This is a genomic window from Rhizobium sp. BK312 (genome assembly GCF_014193605.1).
Lineage (GTDB): Bacteria > Pseudomonadota > Alphaproteobacteria > Rhizobiales > Rhizobiaceae > Rhizobium.
In genome coordinates this window covers 155411-179258 of the sequence record NZ_JACHZP010000005.1, presented here as the reverse complement: position 1 = coordinate 179258, position 23848 = coordinate 155411, and the positions used below count along the sequence as shown (strand labels likewise).

General features: G+C 60.0%; 22 protein-coding genes and 1 tRNA gene. 10 read left to right on the top strand and 13 right to left on the bottom strand.

Annotated elements, in window-relative coordinates:
• The first annotated feature begins 88 nt into the window (after positions 1–88).
• From FHT85_RS15715 to FHT85_RS30825, 3 genes are all read left to right on the top strand, one after another.
• Positions 89–1510: a phosphomannomutase gene (locus tag FHT85_RS15715; protein ID WP_183774204.1), complete on the top strand. Its 1422-nt coding sequence runs from the start codon at positions 89–91 to the stop codon at positions 1508–1510.
• Between the two features lie 92 nt (positions 1511–1602).
• Positions 1603–1689, top strand: a tRNA-Leu gene (locus tag FHT85_RS15710).
• 194 nt (positions 1690–1883) lie between these two features.
• Complete coding sequence (locus FHT85_RS30825) at positions 1884–2012, top strand: hypothetical protein (protein ID WP_015338462.1); 129 nt, start codon at positions 1884–1886, stop codon at positions 2010–2012.
• A 56-nt stretch (positions 2013–2068) separates the two neighbouring features.
• On the opposite strand, the gene FHT85_RS15705 is transcribed toward FHT85_RS30825, so the two are convergent.
• Positions 2069–2335: a DUF982 domain-containing protein gene (locus FHT85_RS15705; protein ID WP_112409738.1), complete on the bottom strand. Its 267-nt coding sequence runs from the start codon at positions 2333–2335 to the stop codon at positions 2069–2071.
• A 2-nt stretch (positions 2336–2337) separates the two neighbouring features.
• Positions 2338–2541, bottom strand: coding sequence for a hypothetical protein (locus FHT85_RS15700; RefSeq protein ID WP_162709560.1), 204 nt, complete (start codon positions 2539–2541; stop codon positions 2338–2340).
• Between the two features lie 150 nt (positions 2542–2691).
• On the opposite strand from FHT85_RS15700, the gene FHT85_RS15695 reads away from it, so the two are divergent.
• Positions 2692–2874, top strand: coding sequence for a hypothetical protein (locus FHT85_RS15695; protein ID WP_112409736.1), 183 nt, complete (start codon positions 2692–2694; stop codon positions 2872–2874).
• 216 nt (positions 2875–3090) lie between these two features.
• Here the strand turns inward: FHT85_RS15695 and FHT85_RS15690 are convergent, their stop codons facing one another.
• From FHT85_RS15690 to FHT85_RS15680, 3 genes are all read right to left on the bottom strand, one after another.
• Entirely contained in the window at positions 3091–5010 is a 1920-nt protein-coding gene (locus tag FHT85_RS15690) for a beta-N-acetylhexosaminidase (RefSeq protein WP_112409735.1), read from the bottom strand.
• A gap of 24 nt (positions 5011–5034) precedes the next feature.
• Positions 5035–5811, bottom strand: a complete 777-nt coding sequence (locus tag FHT85_RS15685) for an SDR family oxidoreductase (protein WP_112409734.1) — start codon at positions 5809–5811, stop codon at positions 5035–5037.
• A gap of 173 nt (positions 5812–5984) precedes the next feature.
• Positions 5985–6848: a MurR/RpiR family transcriptional regulator gene (locus FHT85_RS15680; RefSeq protein WP_015338456.1), complete on the bottom strand. Its 864-nt coding sequence runs from the start codon at positions 6846–6848 to the stop codon at positions 5985–5987.
• 275 nt (positions 6849–7123) lie between these two features.
• Between FHT85_RS15680 and FHT85_RS15675 the strand changes: the two genes are divergently transcribed.
• The 3 genes from FHT85_RS15675 to FHT85_RS15665 are packed head-to-tail and all read left to right on the top strand — an operon-like array spanning position 7124 to position 10213.
• Positions 7124–7609: a hypothetical protein gene (locus FHT85_RS15675; RefSeq protein WP_112336860.1), complete on the top strand. Its 486-nt coding sequence runs from the start codon at positions 7124–7126 to the stop codon at positions 7607–7609.
• Positions 7610–7620: 11 nt separating this feature from the next.
• A complete protein-coding gene (locus FHT85_RS15670) occupies positions 7621–9096 on the top strand; it encodes a M81 family metallopeptidase (protein WP_112409733.1) in 1476 nt (491 codons plus the stop codon).
• 1 nt (position 9097) lies between these two features.
• On the top strand, positions 9098–10213 hold the full coding sequence (locus FHT85_RS15665; RefSeq protein ID WP_246780005.1) for a D-TA family PLP-dependent enzyme: 1116 nt from the start codon (positions 9098–9100) through the stop codon (positions 10211–10213).
• 42 nt (positions 10214–10255) lie between these two features.
• Here FHT85_RS15665 and FHT85_RS15660 read toward each other — a convergent pair whose 3' ends face one another.
• The 6 genes from FHT85_RS15660 to FHT85_RS15635 all read right to left on the bottom strand — a co-directional run bounded on the left by FHT85_RS15660 (position 10256) and on the right by FHT85_RS15635 (position 16191).
• Positions 10256–11389, bottom strand: coding sequence for an ABC transporter ATP-binding protein (locus FHT85_RS15660; protein WP_112399702.1), 1134 nt, complete (start codon positions 11387–11389; stop codon positions 10256–10258).
• 83 nt (positions 11390–11472) lie between these two features.
• Complete coding sequence (locus tag FHT85_RS15655) at positions 11473–12702, bottom strand: extracellular solute-binding protein (RefSeq protein WP_112336821.1); 1230 nt, start codon at positions 12700–12702, stop codon at positions 11473–11475.
• Between the two features lie 37 nt (positions 12703–12739).
• Complete coding sequence (locus FHT85_RS15650; protein WP_112399703.1) at positions 12740–13597, bottom strand: carbohydrate ABC transporter permease; 858 nt, start codon at positions 13595–13597, stop codon at positions 12740–12742.
• The gene (locus FHT85_RS15645) at positions 13594–14481 is read right to left on the bottom strand and encodes a carbohydrate ABC transporter permease (protein ID WP_015338449.1); all 888 of its coding nucleotides are present in this window, start codon (positions 14479–14481) and stop codon (positions 13594–13596) included. The genes FHT85_RS15650 and FHT85_RS15645 overlap by 4 nt, the downstream gene beginning before the upstream one ends.
• Positions 14482–14494: 13 nt before the next feature.
• Entirely contained in the window at positions 14495–15652 is a 1158-nt protein-coding gene (locus FHT85_RS15640) for a Gfo/Idh/MocA family protein (protein WP_015338448.1), read from the bottom strand.
• 206 nt (positions 15653–15858) lie between these two features.
• Positions 15859–16191, bottom strand: coding sequence for a hypothetical protein (locus FHT85_RS15635; RefSeq protein ID WP_112409732.1), 333 nt, complete (start codon positions 16189–16191; stop codon positions 15859–15861).
• Between the two features lie 260 nt (positions 16192–16451).
• On the opposite strand from FHT85_RS15635, the gene FHT85_RS15630 reads away from it, so the two are divergent.
• Entirely contained in the window at positions 16452–17300 is an 849-nt protein-coding gene (locus FHT85_RS15630; RefSeq protein WP_210293712.1) for a glycosyltransferase family 25 protein, read from the top strand.
• 86 nt (positions 17301–17386) lie between these two features.
• On the opposite strand, the gene FHT85_RS15625 is transcribed toward FHT85_RS15630, so the two are convergent.
• Positions 17387–19369: a polysaccharide biosynthesis protein gene (locus tag FHT85_RS15625; protein WP_112336824.1), complete on the bottom strand. Its 1983-nt coding sequence runs from the start codon at positions 19367–19369 to the stop codon at positions 17387–17389.
• 214 nt (positions 19370–19583) lie between these two features.
• Positions 19584–21245 carry a GumC family protein gene (locus FHT85_RS15620; RefSeq protein ID WP_112409731.1) on the bottom strand — a complete coding sequence of 554 codons (1662 nt, stop codon included), beginning with the start codon at positions 21243–21245 and terminating at the stop codon, positions 19584–19586.
• A gap of 194 nt (positions 21246–21439) precedes the next feature.
• Between FHT85_RS15620 and FHT85_RS15615 the strand changes: the two genes are divergently transcribed.
• Both FHT85_RS15615 and FHT85_RS15610 read left to right on the top strand, forming a co-directional pair.
• Positions 21440–22519 carry a glycoside hydrolase family 5 protein gene (locus FHT85_RS15615; protein ID WP_112399706.1) on the top strand — a complete coding sequence of 360 codons (1080 nt, stop codon included), beginning with the start codon at positions 21440–21442 and terminating at the stop codon, positions 22517–22519.
• A gap of 89 nt (positions 22520–22608) precedes the next feature.
• Positions 22609–23844 (top strand): hypothetical protein, encoded by a 1236-nt coding sequence (locus FHT85_RS15610; RefSeq protein WP_112409730.1) that lies wholly within the window; start codon positions 22609–22611, stop codon positions 23842–23844.
• Positions 23845–23848 lie beyond the last annotated feature (4 nt).

Below are 23848 nucleotides of genomic sequence, written 5' to 3'. Positions count from 1 at the left end.
GAACGCTTCGACCCACGATGAGTTGATCGCTGCCGCCGCTTGCGCCATAACAGCCCAACCATTGCAAGGGAGATTGCCAGTGAGCAGCTTGAAATTCGGCACCAGCGGCCTTCGCGGCCTGTCCGCAGACCTCACCGGTCGGGCATCGGCGCTCTATGCGACGGCCTTTGCCCGCCATCTGCTGAAAAACGGCCATGCCAGACCGGGCGATTTCATCCTCGTCGGCCGCGATTTCCGCGAATCGAGCCCGGCGATCTCCGCCACCTGCATCGGTGCGCTGAAGCGGGCTGGCCTGACGCCGATCGACTGCGGCACATTGCCGACGCCGGCGCTGGCGCTTTACGGCCTGCAACTGAAGGCCGCCTCGCTGATGATCACCGGCTCGCATATCCCAGCCGACCGCAATGGCATCAAATTCTACCGGCCGGACGGCGAGATCGACAAGCGCGACGAGGTGGCGATCAGCGAGGAGGCGCTTGCGATCGGGAATTCCCCACTCGACGAAACCCCCGCCGAGGCGGAAAGCCGCACGGCGGAGACTGAGGCGCTGTTCCTGGAGCGCAACAAGGGCCTGCTGCCATCAGGCAGCCTCGCCGGCCTCACCATCGGCGTCTATCAGCACAGCACGGTGGCGCGTGATCTCTTCGGTGAGGTGCTAACCCATTACGGCGCCCGCGTCGTGCCGCTCGGCCGCTCCGAGAGCTTCATTCCGGTGGATACGGAAGCGGTCTCAGCCGAGACCATCCGCCTGATGAAAGCCTGGGCGCCGGAACACGGGCTGGATGCCATCGTTTCCGCCGATGGCGACGGCGATCGGCCGCTGGTCGCGGACGAAACCGGCGAGCCGCTGCGCGGCGATCTGATCGGCCTCATCGCCGCAAATTTCCTCGGTGCACAAGTGGTCGTTACGCCTGTTACCTCCAATTCGGGCATTGAGGCCGCCGGCTCCTATGCCGTCACTCGTACCCGCGTCGGTTCCCCCTATGTGATCGCCGGCATGGACGAGGCCATTGCGGCAGGCAAAGCCAATGTCATGGGCTTTGAGGCCAATGGCGGCACGCTGACAGCCAGCCGCTTCACCGTCGAGGGAAAACCCTTCGAGCCGCTGCCGACACGCGACAGCTTCCTGCCGATTCTCGCTACGCTTTATGCCGCCGCCAAGGCAGGCAATCCGCTCTCGGCCGTCGCCGGTAGCTACCGCCTGCCCTTTGCAGCCGCCGACCGTCTGGAGAACTTCCCCGTGGAAACCAGCGCAGCGCTGATGGCCTATCTGCGCGCCTCCGATGCCAATCTCGCGGATTTCCTGAAGCCCGTCGCCGCCGTCGCCTCGAAGAGCGACATCGACGGCCTGCGAGTGACACTTGTGGATAACCGAATCATCCATTTCCGCCCCTCCGGCAATGCGCCTGAAATGCGCTGCTATGTGGAAGCGTCGAGCGAAAACGAGGCAAAGGCCCTGCTGGAACAGGGACTTGGCCTGATCAGCGCATGGGCCGCAGCCCGGGCTTGACCCGGGCTTCAACCGCTTTTTTCGCGATTGACACTAAAACTTCAAAAACCCTGTTGACACCGGACGGCCACCCCCTTACATGCGTGTCCGTCGCCCAGATGGCGGAATTGGTAGACGCGCCAGCTTCAGGTGCTGGTACCCGAAAGGGTGTGGAGGTTCGAGTCCTCTTCTGGGCACCATTCCATTTTGAGAAACGCGGATTTCTCAAAGATTTCAAGACATAGTAGATGCTTACAATACGCATTCCGGTTCGCCGGAAGCGCGTTCGCCTCTCGTCTTGAAACATTATGGCAGCCCGCTCTGAGGCCGTCTTTAAATCATTGACTACCGAAGAATAGATCGACCTAATAGAGCAAACCTCGAGGGATTTTGGATGGATCACAAGAGCGACTGGTACGATCTGATCGTCGGCAACGGCAACGTCAATGAAGGGCTCGGGAGGATAATAGGTTTCATCCTCGCCGTGATCGTGATTCTCAGCCTGATCTTTTGGATGATCTGAGCGCTCCCGCTGTGGGTGGCCTGGCCGCGTCGTCGCGCCCTCTGGTACATATCGATCTAGTGAAGGCTTCCAAGATCCGGTCTGACGCTAAGCCCCGCCTCTTGCGCCGCCTCCAGAAAAGCCTTCCGCGATTCCTCGGCGGAGGCCATTCCAAGCACGGCATCGAGGCATACGAGCACAGCCTCATCCACAACAGGTCCGCTGACAACAGGCCATTCCTCGCTCATGCAGTTCGCCGCATCGAGCGCATTGGTTATGATCGCATAATGCCCTGCGCCACCGAGATCGACTAGGACGGGATTGTTCCAATCGCCATATTCCATCGTCACGCCTCCTCAATGTTGAGCGCGACCAATGCTGCAATCAGAAGCGATCCGGTGCCGTCCCATGCAGCCGCTGTCCTAGAATAATGCATGAAATCAACTCCTCGCTGACGCCATGAGGCGATAACGGCAGCGGCGGCGAGATGTTCCCGTCCGCGGATCTGCCGCCAGTTTTTCTTGAGCCTCATCGGATCCGGCCCGCTCACCGAAAGCCTCTTGCCATGCATCGGCGCCGATCACTCCTCCTGCGCTTCGCGCTGTGCGCAAACCTCCATCCCATTACGGCGCTAGCTTCCCCGCTTCCAACTGGTTAACTTTTGAAGCAGGGAGGTGAGACGAATAAGGGGAACAACAAAATGGACCACGTCTACAATCTGCTCTGGCTTGCTTTCAGCGTCGCTCTTCTCTTCGCCGCATTGAACCGGCGGCTGGCCGGAGATTTCGTCACCATGTGGTATCTGCTCGTCATCACAGCTGTGACCGTGATGGCCTGGGCGGGCTTCCTCCCGACCGATATGGCGAACCTGCGGGCCGGCTGATCTGCAGGCCGCAATCCCATGCCGACCGCTCGCAGCACCACCTCAAAGCGTCCCAGACGCGAAAAAACCGCCGAAAATCTCTTTCGGCGGCTTGGAGCGTGATCGAAGGACGGAGCCGCGCGTCGCGATCTTTCAGATTCGCTTCCCGCGCTTTAGGTCTTTCATTTTGCGCATGTCGTTGTCGCAAAGCCGCTGCACACTTTTGCGCGACATGCCCTAAAGCTTCGGGCTCAGCGGCACGATGGCGGCAAAGCGTAGCCAGTCCTTCTGCGCCTTGGGCGTCCAGGCTGCCTCGGCGATGGCCGGCAGGCGCGGGAAGACGAGGCGGTTGAAATAGTCGCGGGAGATGAAATTCTCCTGCCAGATGCAGGCCTGCACGCCCTTCATCAGGTGCTTCAGCTCATCCGGGAAATCGCCCTCGGCCTCGTAGGCATAGGTATGGGCCGGCGGCACCGTGCCTGCCCAACTCGCGCCGGGTTCCTGCCAGGCATCGGCCTGCACCATGTCGAGATAATAGGCCTGGCCCGGGGTCATCACGACTTCATAGCCTTCGCGCGCCAGATCGATGCCGACCTCCGGCTTTTCCCAGGCCATGAGCAAAGTGCCTTCCGGATCGACGCCGCCGCCATGGGCGACCTCATTCCAGCCGGCAAGCTTGCGCCCGCGGGCGGTGAGCATGGCCTTGATGCGCTTGAGGAAATAGGACTGCAGCGCGAATGTCCCCGATATGCCCTCCTGCTCCATGAGCTTGCGTGCGAGCGGTGAAGCGAGCCAGGAACCATTGGCGACCTCGTCGCCGCCGATATGGATATATTCGGACGGAAAGAGCTCGACCATTTCGTCGAAAACTTTGGCGAGAAACTCGTAGGTCAGCTTAATGGCGGGGTTCAGCGCATTGTTCGGGAAGCCCTGAACGGAATGATAGCTGTCAGGAGCCTCCTGCCCGTCCGTCAGGTCGGGCAGGGCGACGAGGGTGGCGGTGCTGTGGCCGGGAATGTCGATTTCCGGGATCACCTCGATGCCGAGCGCCGTGGCGTGGGCGACGATCTCGCGAACATCATCCTGCGAATAGAAGCCACCGACCGGCTCGGCTGCATTGCCAAGCTGCGGCAGCAGCGGCTCGTCCGGCCCGCGCAGCACGCCCGTGGTGGTCAACTGCGGATAGGCGCGGATCTCCAGCCGCCAGGCCTCGTCATCGGTCAGATGCCAGTGGAAGATATTGAGCTTCAGCCAGGCGAGAATGTCGAGCAGGCGCAGGACGTCGTCCTTTGGCGTGAACTGCCGGGAGACGTCGAGATGGCAGCCACGCCAGCCATAGCGCGGCCGATCGGCGATCACGCCAGATACGGGGAAGCGGAACTTGCCGGGCTCGCGCCGTGCGCCATCGAGAAGCTGCGCTAACGTCGTCAGACCGTAGAGGCGGCCTGCCTCGGCAGAAAAGGAAAGTACCACTTCATCGCCGGAGAAGGAAAGCTCATAGGCCTCCCGGGCCAGTGCCGGCCGTTCGACAAACCGCAGCGCCCTGCCCTGTGGCGCGGCGATGAGGCTGAAGGGGATGTGATTGGACGGAAAGAGGCGGCGGAAGAGCGCCTGCGCCGCAGCCAGTGCCTTGATGCTCGCGGCATCGGAACCCTCGGCCGGGTAGAGCGCAACCGGAAAATCTTCTCCCGGCTTGACGTCGATCTCCGCCGGCCACGGCTGGATCGCGTAGGGAAGCTCCAGCCTGCCTCCCGGCAGCAGGACCGGCGGCGGCTCGCTGACGCGATCGGCGAGCAACAGATCCGAAGTGAAGACGGTGACATGAGTGCCGTCTTCGAGCGTCACGTAGGCGGATTTGGCGCCGTCGGTGCAATGGCGCGCTATACGGTGAAGTGCCGAGACGGTGAACGTCCAGCTTCCTCCGGGTGCGATGGAGAGGCCGGCCGGCGGCGCAAACTCATGAAAATTGGCATTGCGGCGGACGAAGACGGCGTTGTCGCAGGCTTGGGGATCAACGAGGCGCGTCAGGGTCGTATAGGCGAGACGGAAATTCTCAAGAGGTGCATCCGAGAAATTGAAGAGGGTCAGTGTCAATCGACCATGCTTCCCGCCTTCGGGCGACCAGGTGTTTTCGAGATGATAGGAGGACGGCTGCATGATGTTCCCCTTTGCCGGCGTGCGTCAGTAATGTTCGGATTGCGAGAAGGTATGGGCGAGCTCCGCCTGCCCCGCCGTCAGGCCGCAATCGACAGGCAGGCACACGCCCGTGATCGCCGCGGCGAGCGGGCTTGCGAGGAACGAGACGGCGTTGGCGACATCGACGGGATCGACGACGCGCTGCAGCGCATACCAGCGCTTCGCCTCTTCAAAGACATTCGGATTGGCTGCAGCGCGGACTTCCCAGGCCTGAGTACGAACGGTGCCGGGCGCGACCGCATTCGAGCGGATGCCGAACTTGCCGTATTCGACGGCAACCAGCCGGGTGAAATGCAGGAGCCCGGCCTTGGCGGCGCTATAGGCCGGATGGCCGAAGACGGCCATGCCGTTGACGGAGGCGATATTGATGACCGACCCCTTCGACGCCTTCAGCATGTCCTCGACGGCGCGGAAGCAGAGGAAAGCCGCCTCTAGATTAAGGGCATTGTCGGCGCGCCATATGGCAGGCGTCGTATCATGAAGACTGACGGCGCGGGCAGCACCGGCATTGTTGACCAGCGTCCTCAATCCGCCCAATCCCGATGCCGCCTTGGCCATGGCGGCAACATCGCCGTCACTGGTGATATCCGCCTTGAATGGCATGAAACGTTCCGCAGGGCCGAGAGCCTGCGCCGCCGCCTGCACTGCTGCCTCGTCGATATCAACGAGCAGGATGATGTCATGGTCATCTGCCAGGCGTTTTGCGATGGCACGGCCGATATCGCCGGCCGCCCCTGTGACGATGGCAACAGATCTGCTCATATGGTTTCCTCTAATTCGTTCCCGAGCGGAGGTTGCCGCCCCTTGCCGTTGTTTGCCGGTAGCTCCAGTCTAAAGCGCGTCGCGATCTTTCAGATTCGCTTCCCGCGCTTTAGGTCTTTGATTTTGCGCATGTCGTTGTCGCAAAATCGCTGCACACTTTTGCGCGACATGCTCTAGTCCCCCAGCAGCTGGCGATCGTCGCCGTCGCGGTGAGCGACGAGCTGCTGCTTGATGCGGCGCAGCGTCACCGTAGCCTGCGGCTGGATGCGATAGGCGACCAGACTGGCGAGAATGTCCACCACGGCGAGATAGGCGATGCGGGTCGATGTCGGCCGATAGATATTGTCACCTTCCGGAAGATCGACGGGCAACGTGATTTCCGCGGCCTGGGCGACCGGGCTGTTGCTCTGCGTCAGCGCTATGGTCGGAATCTTGGCTTCGCGCGCCAGCGTGAAGGCGCGCACCAGCTCGGCGTTACGGCCTGAGAAGGACGAGCCGATCAACACGTCCGTCGGCTTGGCGGCAGCCGCCATCATCAGCTGCATGCTGTGATCGGAGCTTGCGGTAATGCGGAGACCGAGCCGGAACAGGCGGTTCTGCAGCTCGGTCGCAATCATCGAGGAATTGCCGCCGGAACCGAAGGCATAGATCATCTCGGCGCCGGCAAGCCGGTTTGCCGCCCGTTCGATCGCCGCGACGTCCAGACCGCGATGCAGCAGGAAGAGTGCGTTCTGCGCCTTGGTAATAATGTCTTGTGCGACGTCGGCCGGGGCAATGCTCTTCGGCTCGGGCTTCAGATAGCGCATGCCCACATAGGCGGTACGCGCGAGCTGCACCTTGAAATCGGAAAAGCTCTCGCAGCCCAGACGCCGGCAGAAGCGCGTCACCGTCGGCGGCGAGACATCCGCCTTGCCCGCCAGCTCGATGATGGAAGCATTGACGGCGAATTCGAAATCATTGAGGACGATATCGGCGATGCGGATTTCCGATTGCGAAAGCCGCCCCCTCTCGTCCTGCATGGTCGTGAAGATATCCATCAGCCTCCCCTTTGTCGCTGGTTCACCCACGTTTGACACGTAGTCAGCGACGCGATCCATCTCAATCTTATCGAATCCGCCGGCGCCTGTGGACTGGCGTGGGCACAGATGGGGCTTGTCATTCGTTCCCATTTCGCCGGAACCGTGACATGCGATGGCCGCCATGCGGTTCATGCAAATTATTTTCTTGATACGTTGACAAATGACCATAGAAAGCAGAATTTGACCAGTGAAAATCGCAAATTATGAAAAGAATTTAAATGACGGCGGATACTATGCGTGATCCTTTCAAGAATCCCTTCCCTGCCAGCGATACCGCCAGGCATTCGATCTGGGAGATGCTCGTTCCGCGTGACATCGATGCCTTTCTTGCCGCCGACTGGTCGAAAGTCGCGGGTGATTTCGTCGAGGAAGGCTTCATTGGCATCGACGGAAAGCGCGAGGTCAGCCCTGATAAATGGCGTCTCGCCTTCCCGACCTTGTCGGCCTATCGTGACGAATGGCTGCGCCAGGCGCGCGACTTCGCCACGCAATCTTTCGCGGAAGATCCGCGCACGGCCATTTTCACCACCACGACGCTCGAAGACATCGAAATCGAAGGCGATATGGCGCTGGTGCGCAAGAAGTTCGACGGCAGCCTGAAGAAGTCGGACGGCGGCATCGACCTTCTGAGGTGGCAGACACTTTATTATTGCCGCCTGCATGAGGGACACTGGAAGATCTGCGGCTTTACCGGTTACCTGCCGAATCCCATGGAATAGAGGCGACAGCGTTGCGCATTTTCACCGCGGCCCTTGCGACCGAGACGAATACCTTCTCCCCCATCTGCGTTGATCGGCGCGCTTTCGAAGCCTCTCTCTATGCGCCTCCCGGCATGCACCCGGAAACGCCGACGCTGTGTACGGCGCCGATCACCGTCGGTCGTCGCATCGCGGCGGAAAAGGGCTGGGAGGTGATCGAGGGCACCGCCACATGGGCCGATCCGGCCGGGCTTGTCAATCGCCGTACCTATGAGGAACTGCGCGACGAAATTCTCGAGCAATTGCGCGCGGCGATGCCTGTCGATGGCGTGGTTCTCGGGCTGCACGGCGCCATGGTTGCGGATGGTTATGAGGATACGGAAGGTGATTTCCTGTCGCGCGTGCGCGAGATCGTCGGCCCGGATATCCTGGTGTGCGCCGAGCTCGATCCCCACAGCCATCTGACGGCGAAGCGTCTCGCCGCCGCTGATTTCTTCGTCTATTTCAAGGAATTCCCGCATACGGATTTCGTCGACCGCGCCGAGGACCTCTGGCGGATCGCCATCGATACGCTGGAAGGCCGGGTCAAGCCGGTCATGTCCGTCTTCGACTGCCGCATGATCGATGTGTTTCCGACCTCGCGCGACCCCATGCGCTCCTTCGTCGACAAGATCATGACGATGGAAAAGAGCGATGCGGACATTCTGTCCATCTCCGTCATTCACGGCTTCATGGCGGGCGACGTGCCCGAAATGGGCACAAAGCTGCTCGTCGTCACCGATAATAAGCCGGGTAAAGGCTCTGCAATCGCCCGCGATCTTGGCCTGGAACTCTTTTCGAAGCGCGGCACCTTCATCATGCCGCAGATCGATGAGAAGCAGGCGGTGAGCGAGGCGATGGCTGCGGCCTCGGGTCCCGTCGTCATCGCCGATCTCTGGGATAATCCCGGCGGCGGCACGGCAGGTGATGCTACGGTCATCCTGCAGGAACTGCTCGACTGCGGCGCTACCGATACGGCGATCGGCACGATCTGGGACCCAATGGCCGTTCAGATCTGCATGGCGGCCGGCGAAGGTGCGGAAATTCCACTGCGCTTCGGTGCGAAATCCGCGCCGGGCACGGGTAATCCGATCGACGGTCTCGTCAAGATTGTTCGTATCGTCCCGAATGCCGAAATGCGTTTCGGCGAGAGCTTCGCTCCTTTTGGCGATGCCGCGCACATTCAGCTCGACGGTATCGACATCATCTTGAACTCGACGCGCGCGCAGAGCTTCGATCCGAGCCTGTTTTCCGTCATGGGCATCGATCCCGGAACGAAGAAGATCCTGGTCATCAAATCGACCAATCACTTCTACGCATCCTTCTCCAAGATCGCATCGCAGATCCTTTACTGCTCCGCGGGAACGCCTTATCCCAACAATCCGGCGCGCACGCCTTATCGCCGCGCGCGAAAGGATATCTGGCCGATGGTGGCGGACCCCTTTGCAGAAGAACGGAGAGATGCCTGACATGGCTTCCAGTATCGCTCATGACATCGCCTTGGAAATCGGCCCCAAGCCCGGCGACACGATCGACAGCCTCTCCACGCCGCGCCCGATCATCGACGAAGACCGGCTGGCTGCGAACATTGCTCGCGTGCAGTCCTACATGGATGCGCATGGACTGAATTTCCGCCCGCATATCAAGACGCACAAGATCCCTGCACTGGCGCATGCCCAGGTCGCCGCCGGCGCAAAGGGCATCAACTGCCAGAAGATCACCGAGGCGGAAGTCTTCGCCAAGGCAGGTTTCGAGGATATCCTGATCACCTTCAATATTCTCGGGGCGGAAAAGCTTACACGGCTTTCGGCTTTGAACGACCGCATTGCCAGCCTCAAGGTCGTGGCGGATAGCATGGTGACGGTTGACGGACTCTCCGACTGGTTCGCCGTCCGCAAGCCGCTGACCGTGCTGGTGGAATGTGACACCGGTGGCGCGCGCTGCGGTGTGCAATCGCCCGCGCAGGCGGCCGCTCTCGGCAAGCATATAGCCGGCAAGCCCGGTCTCGTCTTCGGCGGCTTGATGAACTATCCGAAGCCGAACGACGCCGCCGCGACACAGGCTTTCCTCGTTGAAGCGGTAGCGCTGCTGAAGAATGATGGCATCGAATGCCCGATCGTCAGCAATGGCGGCACGCCGAGCCTTTTCGAGGCGCATCTCGTCACGGCCGCCACCGAGCACCGCGCCGGGACCTATATCTATAATGACCGCTCCATGGTGCGTGCGGGCCATTGCCGGGAAGAGGATTGCGCCATGCACATTCTCGCCACCGTCGTTTCGCGCCCGACCGAAGACCGTGCCGTCATAGATGCCGGCTCCAAGGCTCTGACCTCAGACCTTCTTGGTTTTGCCGATTATGGCCAGGTGGTCGGCTATCCCGAAGCCGTCATCAAGGGGCTATCGGAAGAACATGGCGTCATCGACCTGTCGAACTGCATCGGCCCTCGTCCTGAGATCGGCGACAAGATCCGCATTATCCCGAACCATACCTGCGTCGTTTCCAATCTCTTCGACCAGATGGTGTTCCATCGCGATGGTGTGGTGACGCGCGTCGAAGAGGTGGCCGCTCGCGGTTTGGTCTGGTAGGGCGGCTCTGCCATCCGCCGATTGCTTCCGGGCCACCTCCCGTCAGGAGGCGGCCCGGTTCAGCAGGTCCATGTCGATTTCGGCCAGTTCCACCCGCCGCTCGAAGGCCTGGCCATTCTCGTCAAACAGGTGGCAATCGCCGAGGCGGATGCCGGTCTTGAGCGGGGCGTCCATGCGGATAGCCGCACTGCCCTCCAACGTCGCACAGAAATTCTCATCGATGCCATCGGCCGTGGCATAGGCGACCGTTTGAGCGCCGAGCCGCTCCACGACCGTCGGCACGATTGTCAAGGTCAGATCGCCGTCCCCGAGCTGGACATGCTCCGGGCGGACGCCGAGTGTCAGCGGCTTGCCGGCAAAGCCGGGACGCGGCGTCACCGGCAGCAGGGCCTTCTGCCCCTTGTAGTCCACCTCCACACCCGCATCGCTGACGCCAGTGCAAGTGACAGGCAGGAAGTTCATCTTCGGATTGCCGATGAAGCGGGCAACGAAGGTATTGGCCGGCTTATGATAGAGTTCCAGCGGCGCGCCGACCTGCGATATCTCCCCGGCGTTCAAGACGACGATCCGGTCGGCCATGGTCATGGCCTCGACCTGATCATGCGTCACGTAGATCATGGTTGCCTGCAGCTGGCGGTGCAGCTTCGCGAGCTCGATGCGCATATCGGCACGTAGCGCAGCATCGAGGTTCGACAGCGGCTCGTCAAAAAGGAAGATCTTCGGCTCGCGTACGATGGCACGGCCGATGGCGACACGCTGGCGCTGGCCGCCGGACAATTGGCCCGGCTTTTCCTGCAGGCGTTTATCGAGGTGCAGGATGCGGGCAGCATTCTCGACCTTGGCCTTGAGCTTGTCCTCCGCCATCTTCTCCACCCGCAGCGGGAAGGCGATGTTCTCGAACACCGACATGTGCGGATAGAGAGCATAGGACTGGAAGACCATGGCGATGCCGCGCTTGACGGGCGGCAGATCGTTGACGCGGGCACCATCGATCTTGATGTCGCCGCTGGTCACATCGTCGAGACCGGCGATCATGCGCAGCAAGGTCGACTTGCCGCAGCCGGAGGGGCCGACGAAAACGATGAATTCACCGTCATTGACGTCGAGCTCCACGCCCTTGATGACCTCGAAATGACCGTAAGATTTTTTGACCTGATTAAGGTGCAGCTTTCCCAAACTCTGTCTCCGCGCGGCGCCGCCAGGGGCGGGCAGGGCTCCAAAGGCCGCGCGCGATGCGCGCGGCCCGGTGACTTGCAGACTTATTTATACTGCTCGAGATCGGCCGCGGCCTTCTTCAGCGCATCCGCCGGCTGGGCCTGGCCGGTCACGACTGACTGGACCATGGCGATCATGGCGTTCTGGAAGCCCTTATAGTCCTTGAACAGCGGCTCCGGACCACCATAGGCGATGCCGTCGATAAACGGCTTCCAGGAAGGGTCCTTCTTGACGAACTCGTCAACCATCGGAGACGGGCGTAGCGGCGTGAGGCCGGCACCGCCCTGGAGTTCGTATTCGCCCTGCGGGCCGGGAGAGGTGATGAATTTGGCAAATTCGATCGCCTTGTCCTCAACGCCAGACCCCTTGAAGACGGCAAGGCTGTCGGTGATGAGCAGCGTGCCCGGACCCTTGGCCGACGGGCCGAGCGGCAGCGGTGCCACACCCCAGTTGATCTTCGTTTCCTTGAGGCGGTAGGCAGCGCCGGAACCAGCCTGGAGCATGCCGACCTTGCCATCGAGGAAGATAGCGCGCATTTCGTTCTGCTCGTAGGCCGTCGGTCCTTCGACCGAATAAGGTGTGATGTCCTTGTAGGCCTGGAGAGCTGCCAGAACTTCGGGACTGTCGAGGGTGATCTTGTCGCCGTCGATCACCTTGCCATTGTTGGTGTAAACCCAATGCAGGAACTGGTGCATGGTGTTGTCGAAGGTTTTGGCCGAGAGGCCGTATCCGGGAATGCCGGTCTTTTCCTTGATCGCCTTGGCGTCGGCGATTTCCTCGGCCCATGTGGTCGGCGGCTTCTCGGGGTCAAGGCCGGCCTTCTTGAAGAGGTCCTTGTTCCAATAGAGCGCCTTGGTCGAGAAGGCGATCGGCGTGCCCCACTGCTGTCCATCGATGGTGACCGTATTTACGATCCCCGGATAATAGGCCTTCTTTTCGTCGTCCGTCATCGGGATCGGAACGATCAGATCGTTGTCAGCGAATTGCTTGAGCGTGCGGGAACCGACATAGGCCATGGCGACCGGCGTGCCGGCTGCAGCGAGTGTTGTCGCCTTATCCTGGCACAATTCCCAGCCGACGAGCTCTGGCTTGACGGCCCAGCCCGGATTCTTGTCTTCCCACTGCTTGATATACTTCACATGGATCGGATCGATGCTATCGCCGCAATAGATCCAGCTGATTTCCTTGTCGGCCGCCTGGGCGTTCACGGCGCCAAGCGCGGTGGAGCCGAGCAAAGCAAGGGCGAGAAGCCCTGTCTTGAAATGGAATGTCACGTTTAAGCTCCCGTTCTCTCTGGTGGTTGATTTGATTTTATTGCTTCACCGCGCCGGCGGTCAGACCGCTGACGAGATACCGTTGCAGGAAGAAGATCACGACCAGAGCCGGCGCGATGCCGACGAAACTTGCGGCCATGAGTTCATTCCAGACGACCTCCTGCCGGCCGAAATAGGCAAAGAGCCCAACCGGCAGCGGCATGTATTCCGTCTTCGAATTGAAGGTAAGAGCATAGATGAACTGCTGCGCGTAGGCCTCGATGAACGAGGAAATCGCAACGACGACGATGCCGGGCATGGCGATCGGCAAGATGACGCGACGCAGTGTATAGAGCTGGCTTGCGCCATCCACATAGGCCGCCTCATCCAGCTCGCGCGGAATGCGGCGGATATAGGTGTGCAGCAGCCAGATTCCCGTGGGAATGATGAAGGCCACACCCGGCACGATCATGGCGAAATAGGTGTTCAGCACACCGAAGGAACGCATAAGCCGGAACAGCGGGATGAGCAGCACGGCGCCGGAAAACATCTTGACCGCAAGGAACGCGCCCAGCAGCAGGCCGGATCCCTTGAATTCAAAACGGGCGAAGGCGTAGGCGGCCGGCACGACGAGGATCAGCACGATGATGGTGATCGATCCGGAAACCAGAAACGAGTTGAAGATATACCAGCCAAAACCCGGCACGCTCGTCCACATCGTGCGATAGGCCGTAAAAGAGCCATTCTCGGGGATGAAGCGGTAAGGCGACGAAAAGAGCTGGCTAAGCGGCTTCAGCGACACCAGGAACCCTTCGATGAAGGGCGCCAGCACGAAAGCCAGAAAGAGCAGGATTCCGGCATAGATGCCGATAAGCTCATACCACCTGTAGCGATGGATCATCGAAGGGTGGCTCATCGCTGCTTGGCTCCCGTGGAAAAGCGGCTGGTCAGGCGGAAATAGGCAAGGCAGAAGAGCGACAGGAAGATGCAGATCAGCACCGCACGCGCAGCGCCCTCGCCATATTTGTAGGAGCCGATCGCCGTTCGGTACGTGTCGATGATCATCGTCGTCGTTTCGCCGTTCGGACCACCGCGGGTCAGGATCCAGATGATATCGAAGGAATTGAAGGTCGAGATCAGCGAGAGCATCGACATGGTGACCAGAGACGGCACCAACAGCGGCAGCGTGATGCGGCGGAAGCGATAGAAGCGGCCGGCGCCATCCGTCCAGGCCGCCTCGTAGAGATCGTGCGGAATCGCTTGCATGGCCGCCAGCATGTAAAGAGTAACCATGGGCACACCGATCCAGACGTCAGTGACGATCGTCGCCCAGAAGGCCGTACTGCCATAGGCCAGGAACGCGACGGGGCTGTCAACGATGCCGAAGCGCTGCAGCAGGCCGGAAATCATGCCGAACTGGCCATTATACATCCAGCCCCACATGAAGATGCCGATCGCCATAGGCACGATCCAGGGCGGCATGGTCAGCACGCGGAAGAGCGCGCGGCCCGGAACGGCCGAGTTCAGGAGCGCGGCCCCTAAAGTGCCGATGATCATCTTGATCGACACGGAGAAGAAGGTCCAGATGAAGGTGCGGACGATGACGCCTGCGAAAGTGTCGTTGAAGATCTTCGCGTAGTTCTCGAACCCAACCCAATTCGTCACCTTCTTCAACGACGCATCGGTGAAGGATAGGATTATCGTGTCGACCAGCGGATAGGCGACGATGACGGTGACATAGAGGAGAGCCGGAAAAAGCAGGAGCCAGGCGAAGATGACCGTGCTGCGTTGAACACCCATCCCGCGCCCCTCCCTAGGCGGCTCTTGAATGAAGCGCTTCGTCGAACTCGTCCCAGATCGGTCGGAGATCGACGACAGCTCTCTTCATGCGCGCCTCGTCCATCGAGAGCGCCAGAATGCCTGCCTCCAGCGCATTCTGGGTCGACACAGGCAGGTGCAAGCCCGTCTTGACGTGCGTGATGATATCGGCGGCCATCTGCTCGTCGGCGCCATAATGCTGCGAAAGCGTGGTGGCCGCGTAAGTGTTTTCGATCACCTTTTTGCCGGTCAGCATCTCGTGGACATTGAAGTAACCGCGGATGAAATCACCTTCGGCCATGCCGCGCGAGCCCATGATGGCAAAACGGCGGAACTGGTCCGGCACGTTCAGATTGGTGTGGAAGTTCATGCCGACGCCATTGGCATATTCGACGATCGCCACCTGGTAATCGATGATGTCGCCGTCGCTGTCGAAGACCTTGTCCGATCCCATCCAACCGCTCGGCTTGCGATGGAAGAGCTCAAGATCGTTGATACCTTCCCGCGCCGGGTCGTTTTCCGGAATGAAGCTCTTGCGGCCGCCGAAGCTTGCGACCCGCTCCGGCCGCGCACCGACCACGCCATTATAGAGATCGAGGTCGTGGCAGCATTTTTCCAGCATGAAGCTGCCGGAATAATGTTCGTAGCGGCGCCAATCACGCATGAAAAAGGCGCCATGATAGGGCTCGATGTGCTCCGCCGCCTCGATCGAAACCACATGGCCGAGCTTTCCTTCGGCCTGGGCTGCCAGGAGATCGCGATACATCGGCGAATAACGCAGCACCAGGCCCACGTTCAGGCGCTCATGGCCGAATTTCGCCATCAGGCGGGCGAGCTCGATACTGTCCTTGATCGTCGTGACGATCGGCTTTTCGCAGAAGATCTTGAGGCCGGCTTCGAGGCCGACGCGAATGTGATCGAGATGCATGTGGTTCGGAGAGCCGATCATCAGGAGATCGATCTTCTCGTTGGCAATCAGCTCCTGGGGCGTCGCATAGGCCTTCCCCGCCGATATGCCCCGTTCGGTCAAACCGGGCAGGCCCGCCGGCGCCGGATCGACATAGCCGGCAATCTCGAAGCTCTCATCGATCGCCTTGAAGACATAGCCCAGGTAGCCCAGGCGGAATCCCAGCCCAATGATTCCAACGCGCATGCTTTTAAGTTCCCATTACGTAATTTATTTTCGTAAGCTTGGGACAAATTTTCGCATTCGTCAACGACGTTCGCGCATTTTACGAGAAACATGAAATTTATTTTCAGAAAATGACAAAACTTGCGCGACATTGACGCGCAAGCCACGCTCGCTTTGATTGCGATGGCGCTCGACGCTGCTGCTTAAATCGGCAAAGTGCCTGCGACTTATCTGTCCGGGCCGTTATACTGCCAATATTGGTAGTTCGGTTTTCTGGTGCTGCTGGAAATGACGCCATTCTGCTCACAAACGTAACCGAGGCGCGGCAGGCCACGATAGAATGGTCCTTCGTGAAAATAATCCGCGTAGACAGTGGCAGTATGACATTGAAACTTCTCGTCATCAGCCATTTTGGGCGCAGTAACTCCAGGAAGGTCCTTGTAAGGATAGACGGGAGCGACATATGGCTTGGGGAGGAGCGGATTGTCGGCAAGGGCGACCGCCGGCATCAAGGCTGCAAAGGACAGGGCAGCAATGGCGATTTTCGATTTGACCCACATGAACTGCTACGCTCCTTTGCAGATGCGAGCGCAACGATCATACGCCGCATACAATAGATATAATGGGGCCGCAGTCATGCGCCAACGGGTTCCCGGATCAAAATCGCGCATAAGCGGCGGTTTCCCTCCAGCCGCGGCCGGCCATTCACGCTACGTTACACCAAAAAAAATGCTTTTATCTGCAAATACAACACAGACGTGCGGCAGCCGTTTGCGACAAGTAATAAGCATGTTATATAGTACGGAAATTGTCATCTCAGTTGCAGTCGCCGCGATTTCTGTTTGCAGGAGTAACAGTCATTCTCGAACAGATTAATCGTGTTCCTCCCTTCCCTGATCCCGGGACCGCTGACGATATCGCTCAGCAGGTTTGCATCTATGTCATCAACCTCGATCGCTCGCGTGATCGGTGGGAGCGGCTCTGCAAGCAGGCTGTCGAATTCGATCTGCATATTACCCGCATTCCCGCTGTCGACGGCCGCGTCATCGCTGACGCGGATCGCGTCGATTTCCACCCCCCTTCATTCATGTATCATAACGGCCGTAAGCTCCTGCCGGGAGAATACGGATGCTATCGCAGCCATCTCATCGCCCTTGAGCAATTTGTCGCCAGCGGCGACAGGATGGCGATCATCATCGAAGATGACGTCGAGCTCAACGAAAGGCTGATACCGCGCGCGATCGCGGCGATGGACGGCGCCAAAGGCGCCCGTCTCGTTAAACTCGTCAACCATCGTCTCGTCGGCTTCAAACCGATCCACGAAACCAGTGAAAATGACGTTGTCGGCCGCTGCATGCATGGTCCGCAGGGCTCAGCTGCCTGTTACATCGTCAACCGCAAGGCTGCCAAGAAGCTGCTGACGACGCTGAAGCCCATGCTTCTTCCCTATGACGTCGCCCTGGAACGCGGTTGGTCCACCGGCGTCGAGACATTCACGACCTTTGAAAATCTTGTCGACTTCAGCCCCCATCGCGCCGATACCACGATCGGCAAGCGCGTGCATTACCGCGCCGTAAAGCGGCACCCCCTGTTGCGGCTGACGGCACATTGGTTCCGCACCTGCGATCAGGTGCGCCGCTGGAACTACGCCATCGCGATGAAGCGGTAGCTGCGGCGCCAAGCCGGACCGGAAAACCGCTGCGCACTTTTCCTGGAATTGCTCAGGAGGCGCCGGTATCGTGACAGGGCACGCGTCTATAGCTGCGCGACGTTATCAAGGTTCGGTTGGTCGATCGTCAGATCCGTCTCGCGCTCACGATAGACGAGATCGACCACTTCGCTGCTCGGCGTATAGCCGGAAACGAGATTTTGCAGCAGGGTTCTGGCCAGAGGAATGTCGTTTTCATCCAGCGCCGCCTCAAGTGCGGCAAGCCGCTTCGACAGCTCCGGCCATGGGAGAAAGTCTTCCTTGGCCTGCATGATGCGCGGATGACTGGTCGGCTGCGGGTTGTCGCCGATCAACAGCTCTTCATAGAGCTTCTCGCCCGGCCGCAGGCCGGTGATTTCGAGCTCGATATCGCCGTCAGGCTCGTCTTGATCCCGCACGGTCAGACCGGACAGTTCCACCATGCGGCGTGCGAGATCGGCAATGCGCACCGGTTCGCCCATGTCGAGCAGGAATACGTCGCCGCCGCCCGACATCGCGCCCGCCTGGATCACAAGCTGCGACGCCTCGGGAATTGTCATGAAATAACGGGTAATATCGGGATGCGTGAGCGTGATCGGCCCGCCGTCGCGGATCTGCTGACGAAAGAGGGGCACGACCGAACCGGAGGAGCCTAGCACGTTGCCGAAGCGCACCATGGCGAAATTGGTACTGTCGGTGCCGGGCTTGCGATCGGCGTCCATCGCCTGCAGCACCATTTCCGCCAGCCGCTTGCTCGCACCCATGATGTTGGTCGGGCGCACTGCCTTGTCGGTGCTGATGAGGACGAAATTTTCGACACCATGATCGCGCGCAGCCTCGGCCGCTATCTGCGTTCCCTGCACATTGTTGCGAATGCCTTCGGCGGGATTGTATTCGACGAGCGGCACATGCTTGTAGGCGGCGGCATGATAAACGGTCTTCGGCCGCCAGGCCTGCATGATCTGCCTCATCCGCTGGCCATCCCGCACGGACGCCAGGAAGGGAATGATCCGTATATCGGCATAACCGGCGGAAGCGGCCGTCTTCTCCAGTTCGCCATGGATGGCATAAAGGGCGAACTCGCTCTGCTCGATCAGCAGCAGGGCGGACGGGCCGTTCTTCAGGATCTGGCGGCAGAGTTCGCTGCCGATCGAGCCGCCGGCGCCGGTGACCATGACGACCTTGCCGCGAATGTTCTTCTCGATCAGACCGCGGTCGGGAGCGATCACGTTGCGACCGAGCAAGTCTTCGATATCAAGCTCGCGCAGATCCGAAACCGCGACGCGGCCCTGCGCAAGCGCCGTCAGATCGGGCATGGTCCGCACGGTGACGCGGGCCTTGCGCATGTCTTCGAGGATTTCGTTGCGCCGCTGCCGCGTGGCGTTCGGCAGGGCGAGCAATACGCCCTTGATCTCGCCCGAGACAACGAGCGCCGGCAGATCGGCAGGATCGTAGATCGGCAGGCCGCCCATGATGCTGCCGTGCAGATTGCGATCGTCGTCGAGATAACCGACAACGTTCAGTTCGGCGCTGTTGGCAAGGGCGCCTGTAAGCTGGCGTCCCGAAGCACCCGCGCCGTAGACCAGCACCTTGCCAAGCTGATTGCGGTTGAGAAGGCGCTGATAGGCGTTACCGAGCCAGTAGCGCGTCCACATGCGCGACAGGCCGATCGCGATCAGCAATAGCAGCGGCTGCAAGATACCGACCGTGCGCGGCACGCCCGGCACGCTGATCGCGGTGAAAACCGTCATGAAGGCGAGCGCATAGATCGCCACCGCCTTGACGACCGTCACGAACGCCGAAAGACCGGCATAGCGGAAGATCGCACGATAAAGGCCGAGAACGATGAAGATCGGAATGGCGAGCAGAAGGGAGACAATGGCCGGCAGCCACTCGACGCCTTCGAGAATGACCCAATCGTCGAGGCGGAGACAGTAAGCAAACCAGACCGTTAGCACGCACAGGCTGGCATCGACCAGCAGCGCAAGCGCGCGCTTGGTAGAGCGCGGCAAAGCCAGAAACGGCAGAACGAGTTTATCCGCGGGCACCATCGGTCAGTTTTCCCTGGCGCCAGTCATCGGAGCAGCGCACCGCTTTTCTCGCATAGATTGTCTCACAAAGTATCATACAACGCGTAATGAGCAGATCGCGCTTCTATTAGCAAGATCCGATCATCTGCAGCGCCGATTTACATTTAGAACAGTCGGCGCGCAATTGCATCCTCAATGCTGAAAAAGCCGCCGAAACGAAAAGATGGAACGGCGGTCACTTGCCGAAATAGCTGCGGATAACCGGATGCCGAAACAGACCGATGAGAATGGCAAACGCCATGCCGAGACCGGCACCGAAGATCGCTCCGGCGATAAGACCGGCCACCATCATTACCTTGCGGCTCGGCCCATCGGCCTTCAGTGGCGCTTCCGCCTCGGAGATGACGCGGATGTTGCTTTGCGACAAATCGTGAGCATCGCTCGCCTGTCCGGACCGTTTCAGAAGCGATTCATAAAGATCGCGCGCCGCGGTCGCCTTGCGCTGCAGCTCGTTCAGGCTGACGAGCTTGCCCGAGGTATTGACCTGCGAGGCCTTCTGCACGGCAAGTTCCTTGGCGATATCCTGCTCGGCCTTCTGCGCCTGCTCGTAATCGGCGCGGGCCGAGGTCATCTGCCGTTGCAGCTCCGCCCGGATTTCCGCGGCGAGGCTTTCCAGCGAGGACTTCGCGGCGAGCAGGCGCGGGTGGCGTGCGCCGAGCAGGCTTTGCAGGCTTCCGACATTGGCTGCCATCGTCGCATATTGCTGCCGCAGACTGCTCAATGCGGTCGACGTCACCCCCGACGAAGGATTGTTGGAGACGACTTCCTCGAAACTGAGCTTTCCGGCTGCATCGGCTCGGGCTTTCGCCTCGATCGTCTTCTGCTGGCTGGTGATAAGCAGGTCGTTCAGCGCGGTCAGGCGCTTGTCGGAAATCAGATTGCCCTCGACGGCCACCATATCGTTGTCGGCGCGGTAGGTCTCGACAGCCTTTTCGGCTGAGAGCACCTGCTGGCGCAGATCCTCAAGGCGGCTATCCAACGCCGTATTGCTGCTCTTGAAGCTATTCGACGCCGCCTTGCTCTCTTCCTCCAAAAAGGAGGTGATGAGCTGATTGGCGATTCCAGCCGATTTCTGCGGATCGCCCGTCGTCACTTTCGCAGTCACGACATAGGTGCTGGATTCGCGGGCGATCTGAATGGCTTTCGCCAGGGCGGCCGTGGCCACATATTTTGCCGCCTCGCCGGTGGCGCCGCCATTGAATTTCGGGTCCTGATCGAGCCTCAATGCATCGACGACGCGGCCGAGCACCTTGCCCGAAGACAGGATCTGCGTCTGGCTTTCGATCATCGTGGTGATCAATTCAGGCGGCGTCGGCGCCTGCTGGGCGGAATCGGAGCCTCCGACCGGGCGGGGGTCGAAATAGAGGCTGGTCTCGGCGGTGAACTTCTGCGGAATAAGGGGAATGACAGCGCCGCCCAGTACCGCGCCGGCGCCTGCCAGGGCAAGAACCACAAGCTTCTTCGCCCATATCGAAGCGATGGCCGATCGAAGATCAAGTAATGGCAACTTTGCCGCCAGAGCAGCGGCAGACACCGGAGGAACCACAACCTGCTCGACGGTCGGCATCGCCACAGCAACAACCGGCTCGGCAATGGGGCGCGGTACCGCCGGCTCCTCTCCATCGGATCGCTTCGACGGGCTTTGCGAAACAGCGGCGTCCGCGATAGGCGCCTTGGGCTCTTCGGAATTTGCTACGGGCTCGCCTGCGACAACGAAATCCCGAGGGCGCAAGATAGGACTGCGCAGGCGCACGCCATCGCGCCGTCCATCAGACGGCTCGGTGTCGCGCCAACCCGCAAGTCGGTCCGATCGCTGGCTTCGTTCCATTGAGCTCATTGCAGACTTTCAGTGCTTCGCAGGCAGATTCCACGCAGCAGACGCCTGAAGTTTAGAAAGGTTTGGCTAACGGAACATTAAGGACGCTTCCAGGAAATCGCGCCGCGGGCGTCAACGCAACCCATCCTTTCATCATTGCTCAACACCATACTTCCTATGAAGAGCCATAGCCGCACGGAAGACAGGGACATGCCATGACCGCATCGATGAGGAAATCTCTGCGACGCCTGCTAGCGGCGGCCGTCATGCTTGCTTTCACGACGGACGCTGGAGGTGCATTCGCGGCGACGCAACTGTGTTATCGCGGCGTCAATCTCTCCGGAGCGGAATATGGCGAACGCGGCGGGGTCATCAATGTCAATTACACCTATCCGTCCGAACAGACCGTGCGCTACTTTGCCGAAAAGGGCATGAACACGATCCGCCTGCCCTTTCGCTGGGAACGGCTGCAGCCGGTGCTCGGGGCCTCGTTTGACGGCGACGAGCTGAAGCGCCTTAAGGATGCCGTCGACCTCATCCAGAAGCACGGAATGGCAGTCGTTCTCGACCCGCATAATTATGCCTATTACGACAAGACGCAGCTCAAGCAGCCTCCCGCGACGGATCTCGCATTCGGTGATTTCTGGGCGCGGCTCGCGGTCGAGTTCTCCAACCGCAAGGGCGTGGCCTTCGGCCTGATGAATGAGCCGCACGATATCAAGGCTCCCGACTGGCTCGAACTTGCCAATACCGCGATCCGCAGCATCCGTACCGTCGGCGCACGCAATCTCATTCTCGTACCCGGAACGAACTGGACGGGCGCACACAGCTGGTCGGCCGATGTGCTTGGCGGTGGCGCAAACGGAACGGTCATGCTCGGCGTCAAGGATCCGCTCGATTTCTACGCCTTTGAATTTCACCAATATCTGGATTCAGACAGTTCCGGCACGCACCCGGTCTGCGATGGCACCGACAATGCCGTGAAGGGCATGAACGACGTCACCGACTGGCTGCGCAAGAACGGCAAACGCGGATTTCTGGGCGAATTCGGCGTCGCCGCCAATGATGGTTGCCTCGATGGCCTGAGGCAGATGCTCGACGTCATGGACGCCAACAGCGATGTCTGGCTCGGCTGGACCTATTGGGCTGCCGGTGACTGGTGGCCGCCAGAGGAACCACTCAACGTCCAGCCGCGCAATGGTCGCGACAAGCCGCAGATGAAGGTTCTTGCCGAGGGGCTCAATCGAAAAGTATCGCTGGCGACCTCATGCGCGCTGGTCAGGCCGGCGAAATGACCGCTGATGGGCAACCCGGCCCTTTGTCGCGAATCATCGGGCTGATATGTTGCCGCGGCCAGTGAAGACGCCACGACCTCGGATATCTCATGCAACGTTCAGGCGAAAAGCAGCCGATCAATTTCGTCATTCTCACGATTTCGCTGCTGGCGGTCTGCTATAACTGCATCCTGGCCTTCATCAATCACAATATCACGCCGTTGACGCCGAGCGCGGTCGTCTTGTCCGAAATATTGCTGCAGGTCGCCGCTTTCACCTATCTGCTGACGAAGGGCATATATGAGGAAGACATAGCGCCGCTCCTTTACCTGCTGCTGACGATCGTGTTGACGATCTTCGTTATCGCCATCAACAAGCAGGCCTATATCGATCATCTCCGCAATGTGATGATCATCTTCGCCTTTTCGATCATGGGGCGGCTGGCCAACGAGCGCACCGTCAAGCTCGCATTCAAGATTTCATGCTTCATCGTGCTTGCCGTGCTTGTCCTGGAAATCGTTTCGGTCAAGGAATATGTCGCGCTGTTCCATCCGGCCGAATATTTCCAGAATACGCGCGGCGTGCCGCCGGCGACCTATAGCGATATCGGCCTTTTTCGCGGCGCGCTCGGCTTCGAGGGCCGGTTCTCCTTCGGCCTGATCGACCACCGATCATCCTCCATCTTCCTGGAGCAGGTCTCGCTTGCCAATTTCTGCGGCGTGATGGTGCTGTATCTGATCAGCTTTTCCAATCGCCTGGGATTATTCGACCGTCTGCTATTCTTCTCGACGGTCGTGCTGATCCTACTGACGAATGACACGCGCACGATGCTGATATTCAGCCTCGTCTGCGTTGCCGGCTATTTCATCTATCCATGGCTTCCCAAGACGCTCGACCTGCTGACGATGCCCGGGATCATCGTAGTCGGCTTCGTCATTCACGCGCTCGAGCCGAGCGTGACGGGCGATAATTTCGTCGGACGCATCAATGGCACGGTGAAAGCGTTCCTCGGTATGGACCTGCAGAGCACGATCGGGCTGCAACTCGATCAGGTCGGCATCTTCTTCGACAGCGGATATGTCTACATCATCTATGGCGCTACCATCTTCGGCCTGATCTTGTTCTGGCTCTACGCCTCGCTCTATCCGGGCGGCGAAACGGTCAATCAGCGACGCCTCGGCCATGCGCTTTCCCTCTTCCTCTTCCTCAATCTGATGATCGGCTCGACGGCGATCTTCTCCATGAAGACGGCCGGGCTCGTCTGGCTTCTTGTGGGATTCCTGAAATTCAACGAGGGAAGTCTGGCGAAACGGCCACAAGAGCTTTCGCTGGCACCCAGCGGCTAAGGCG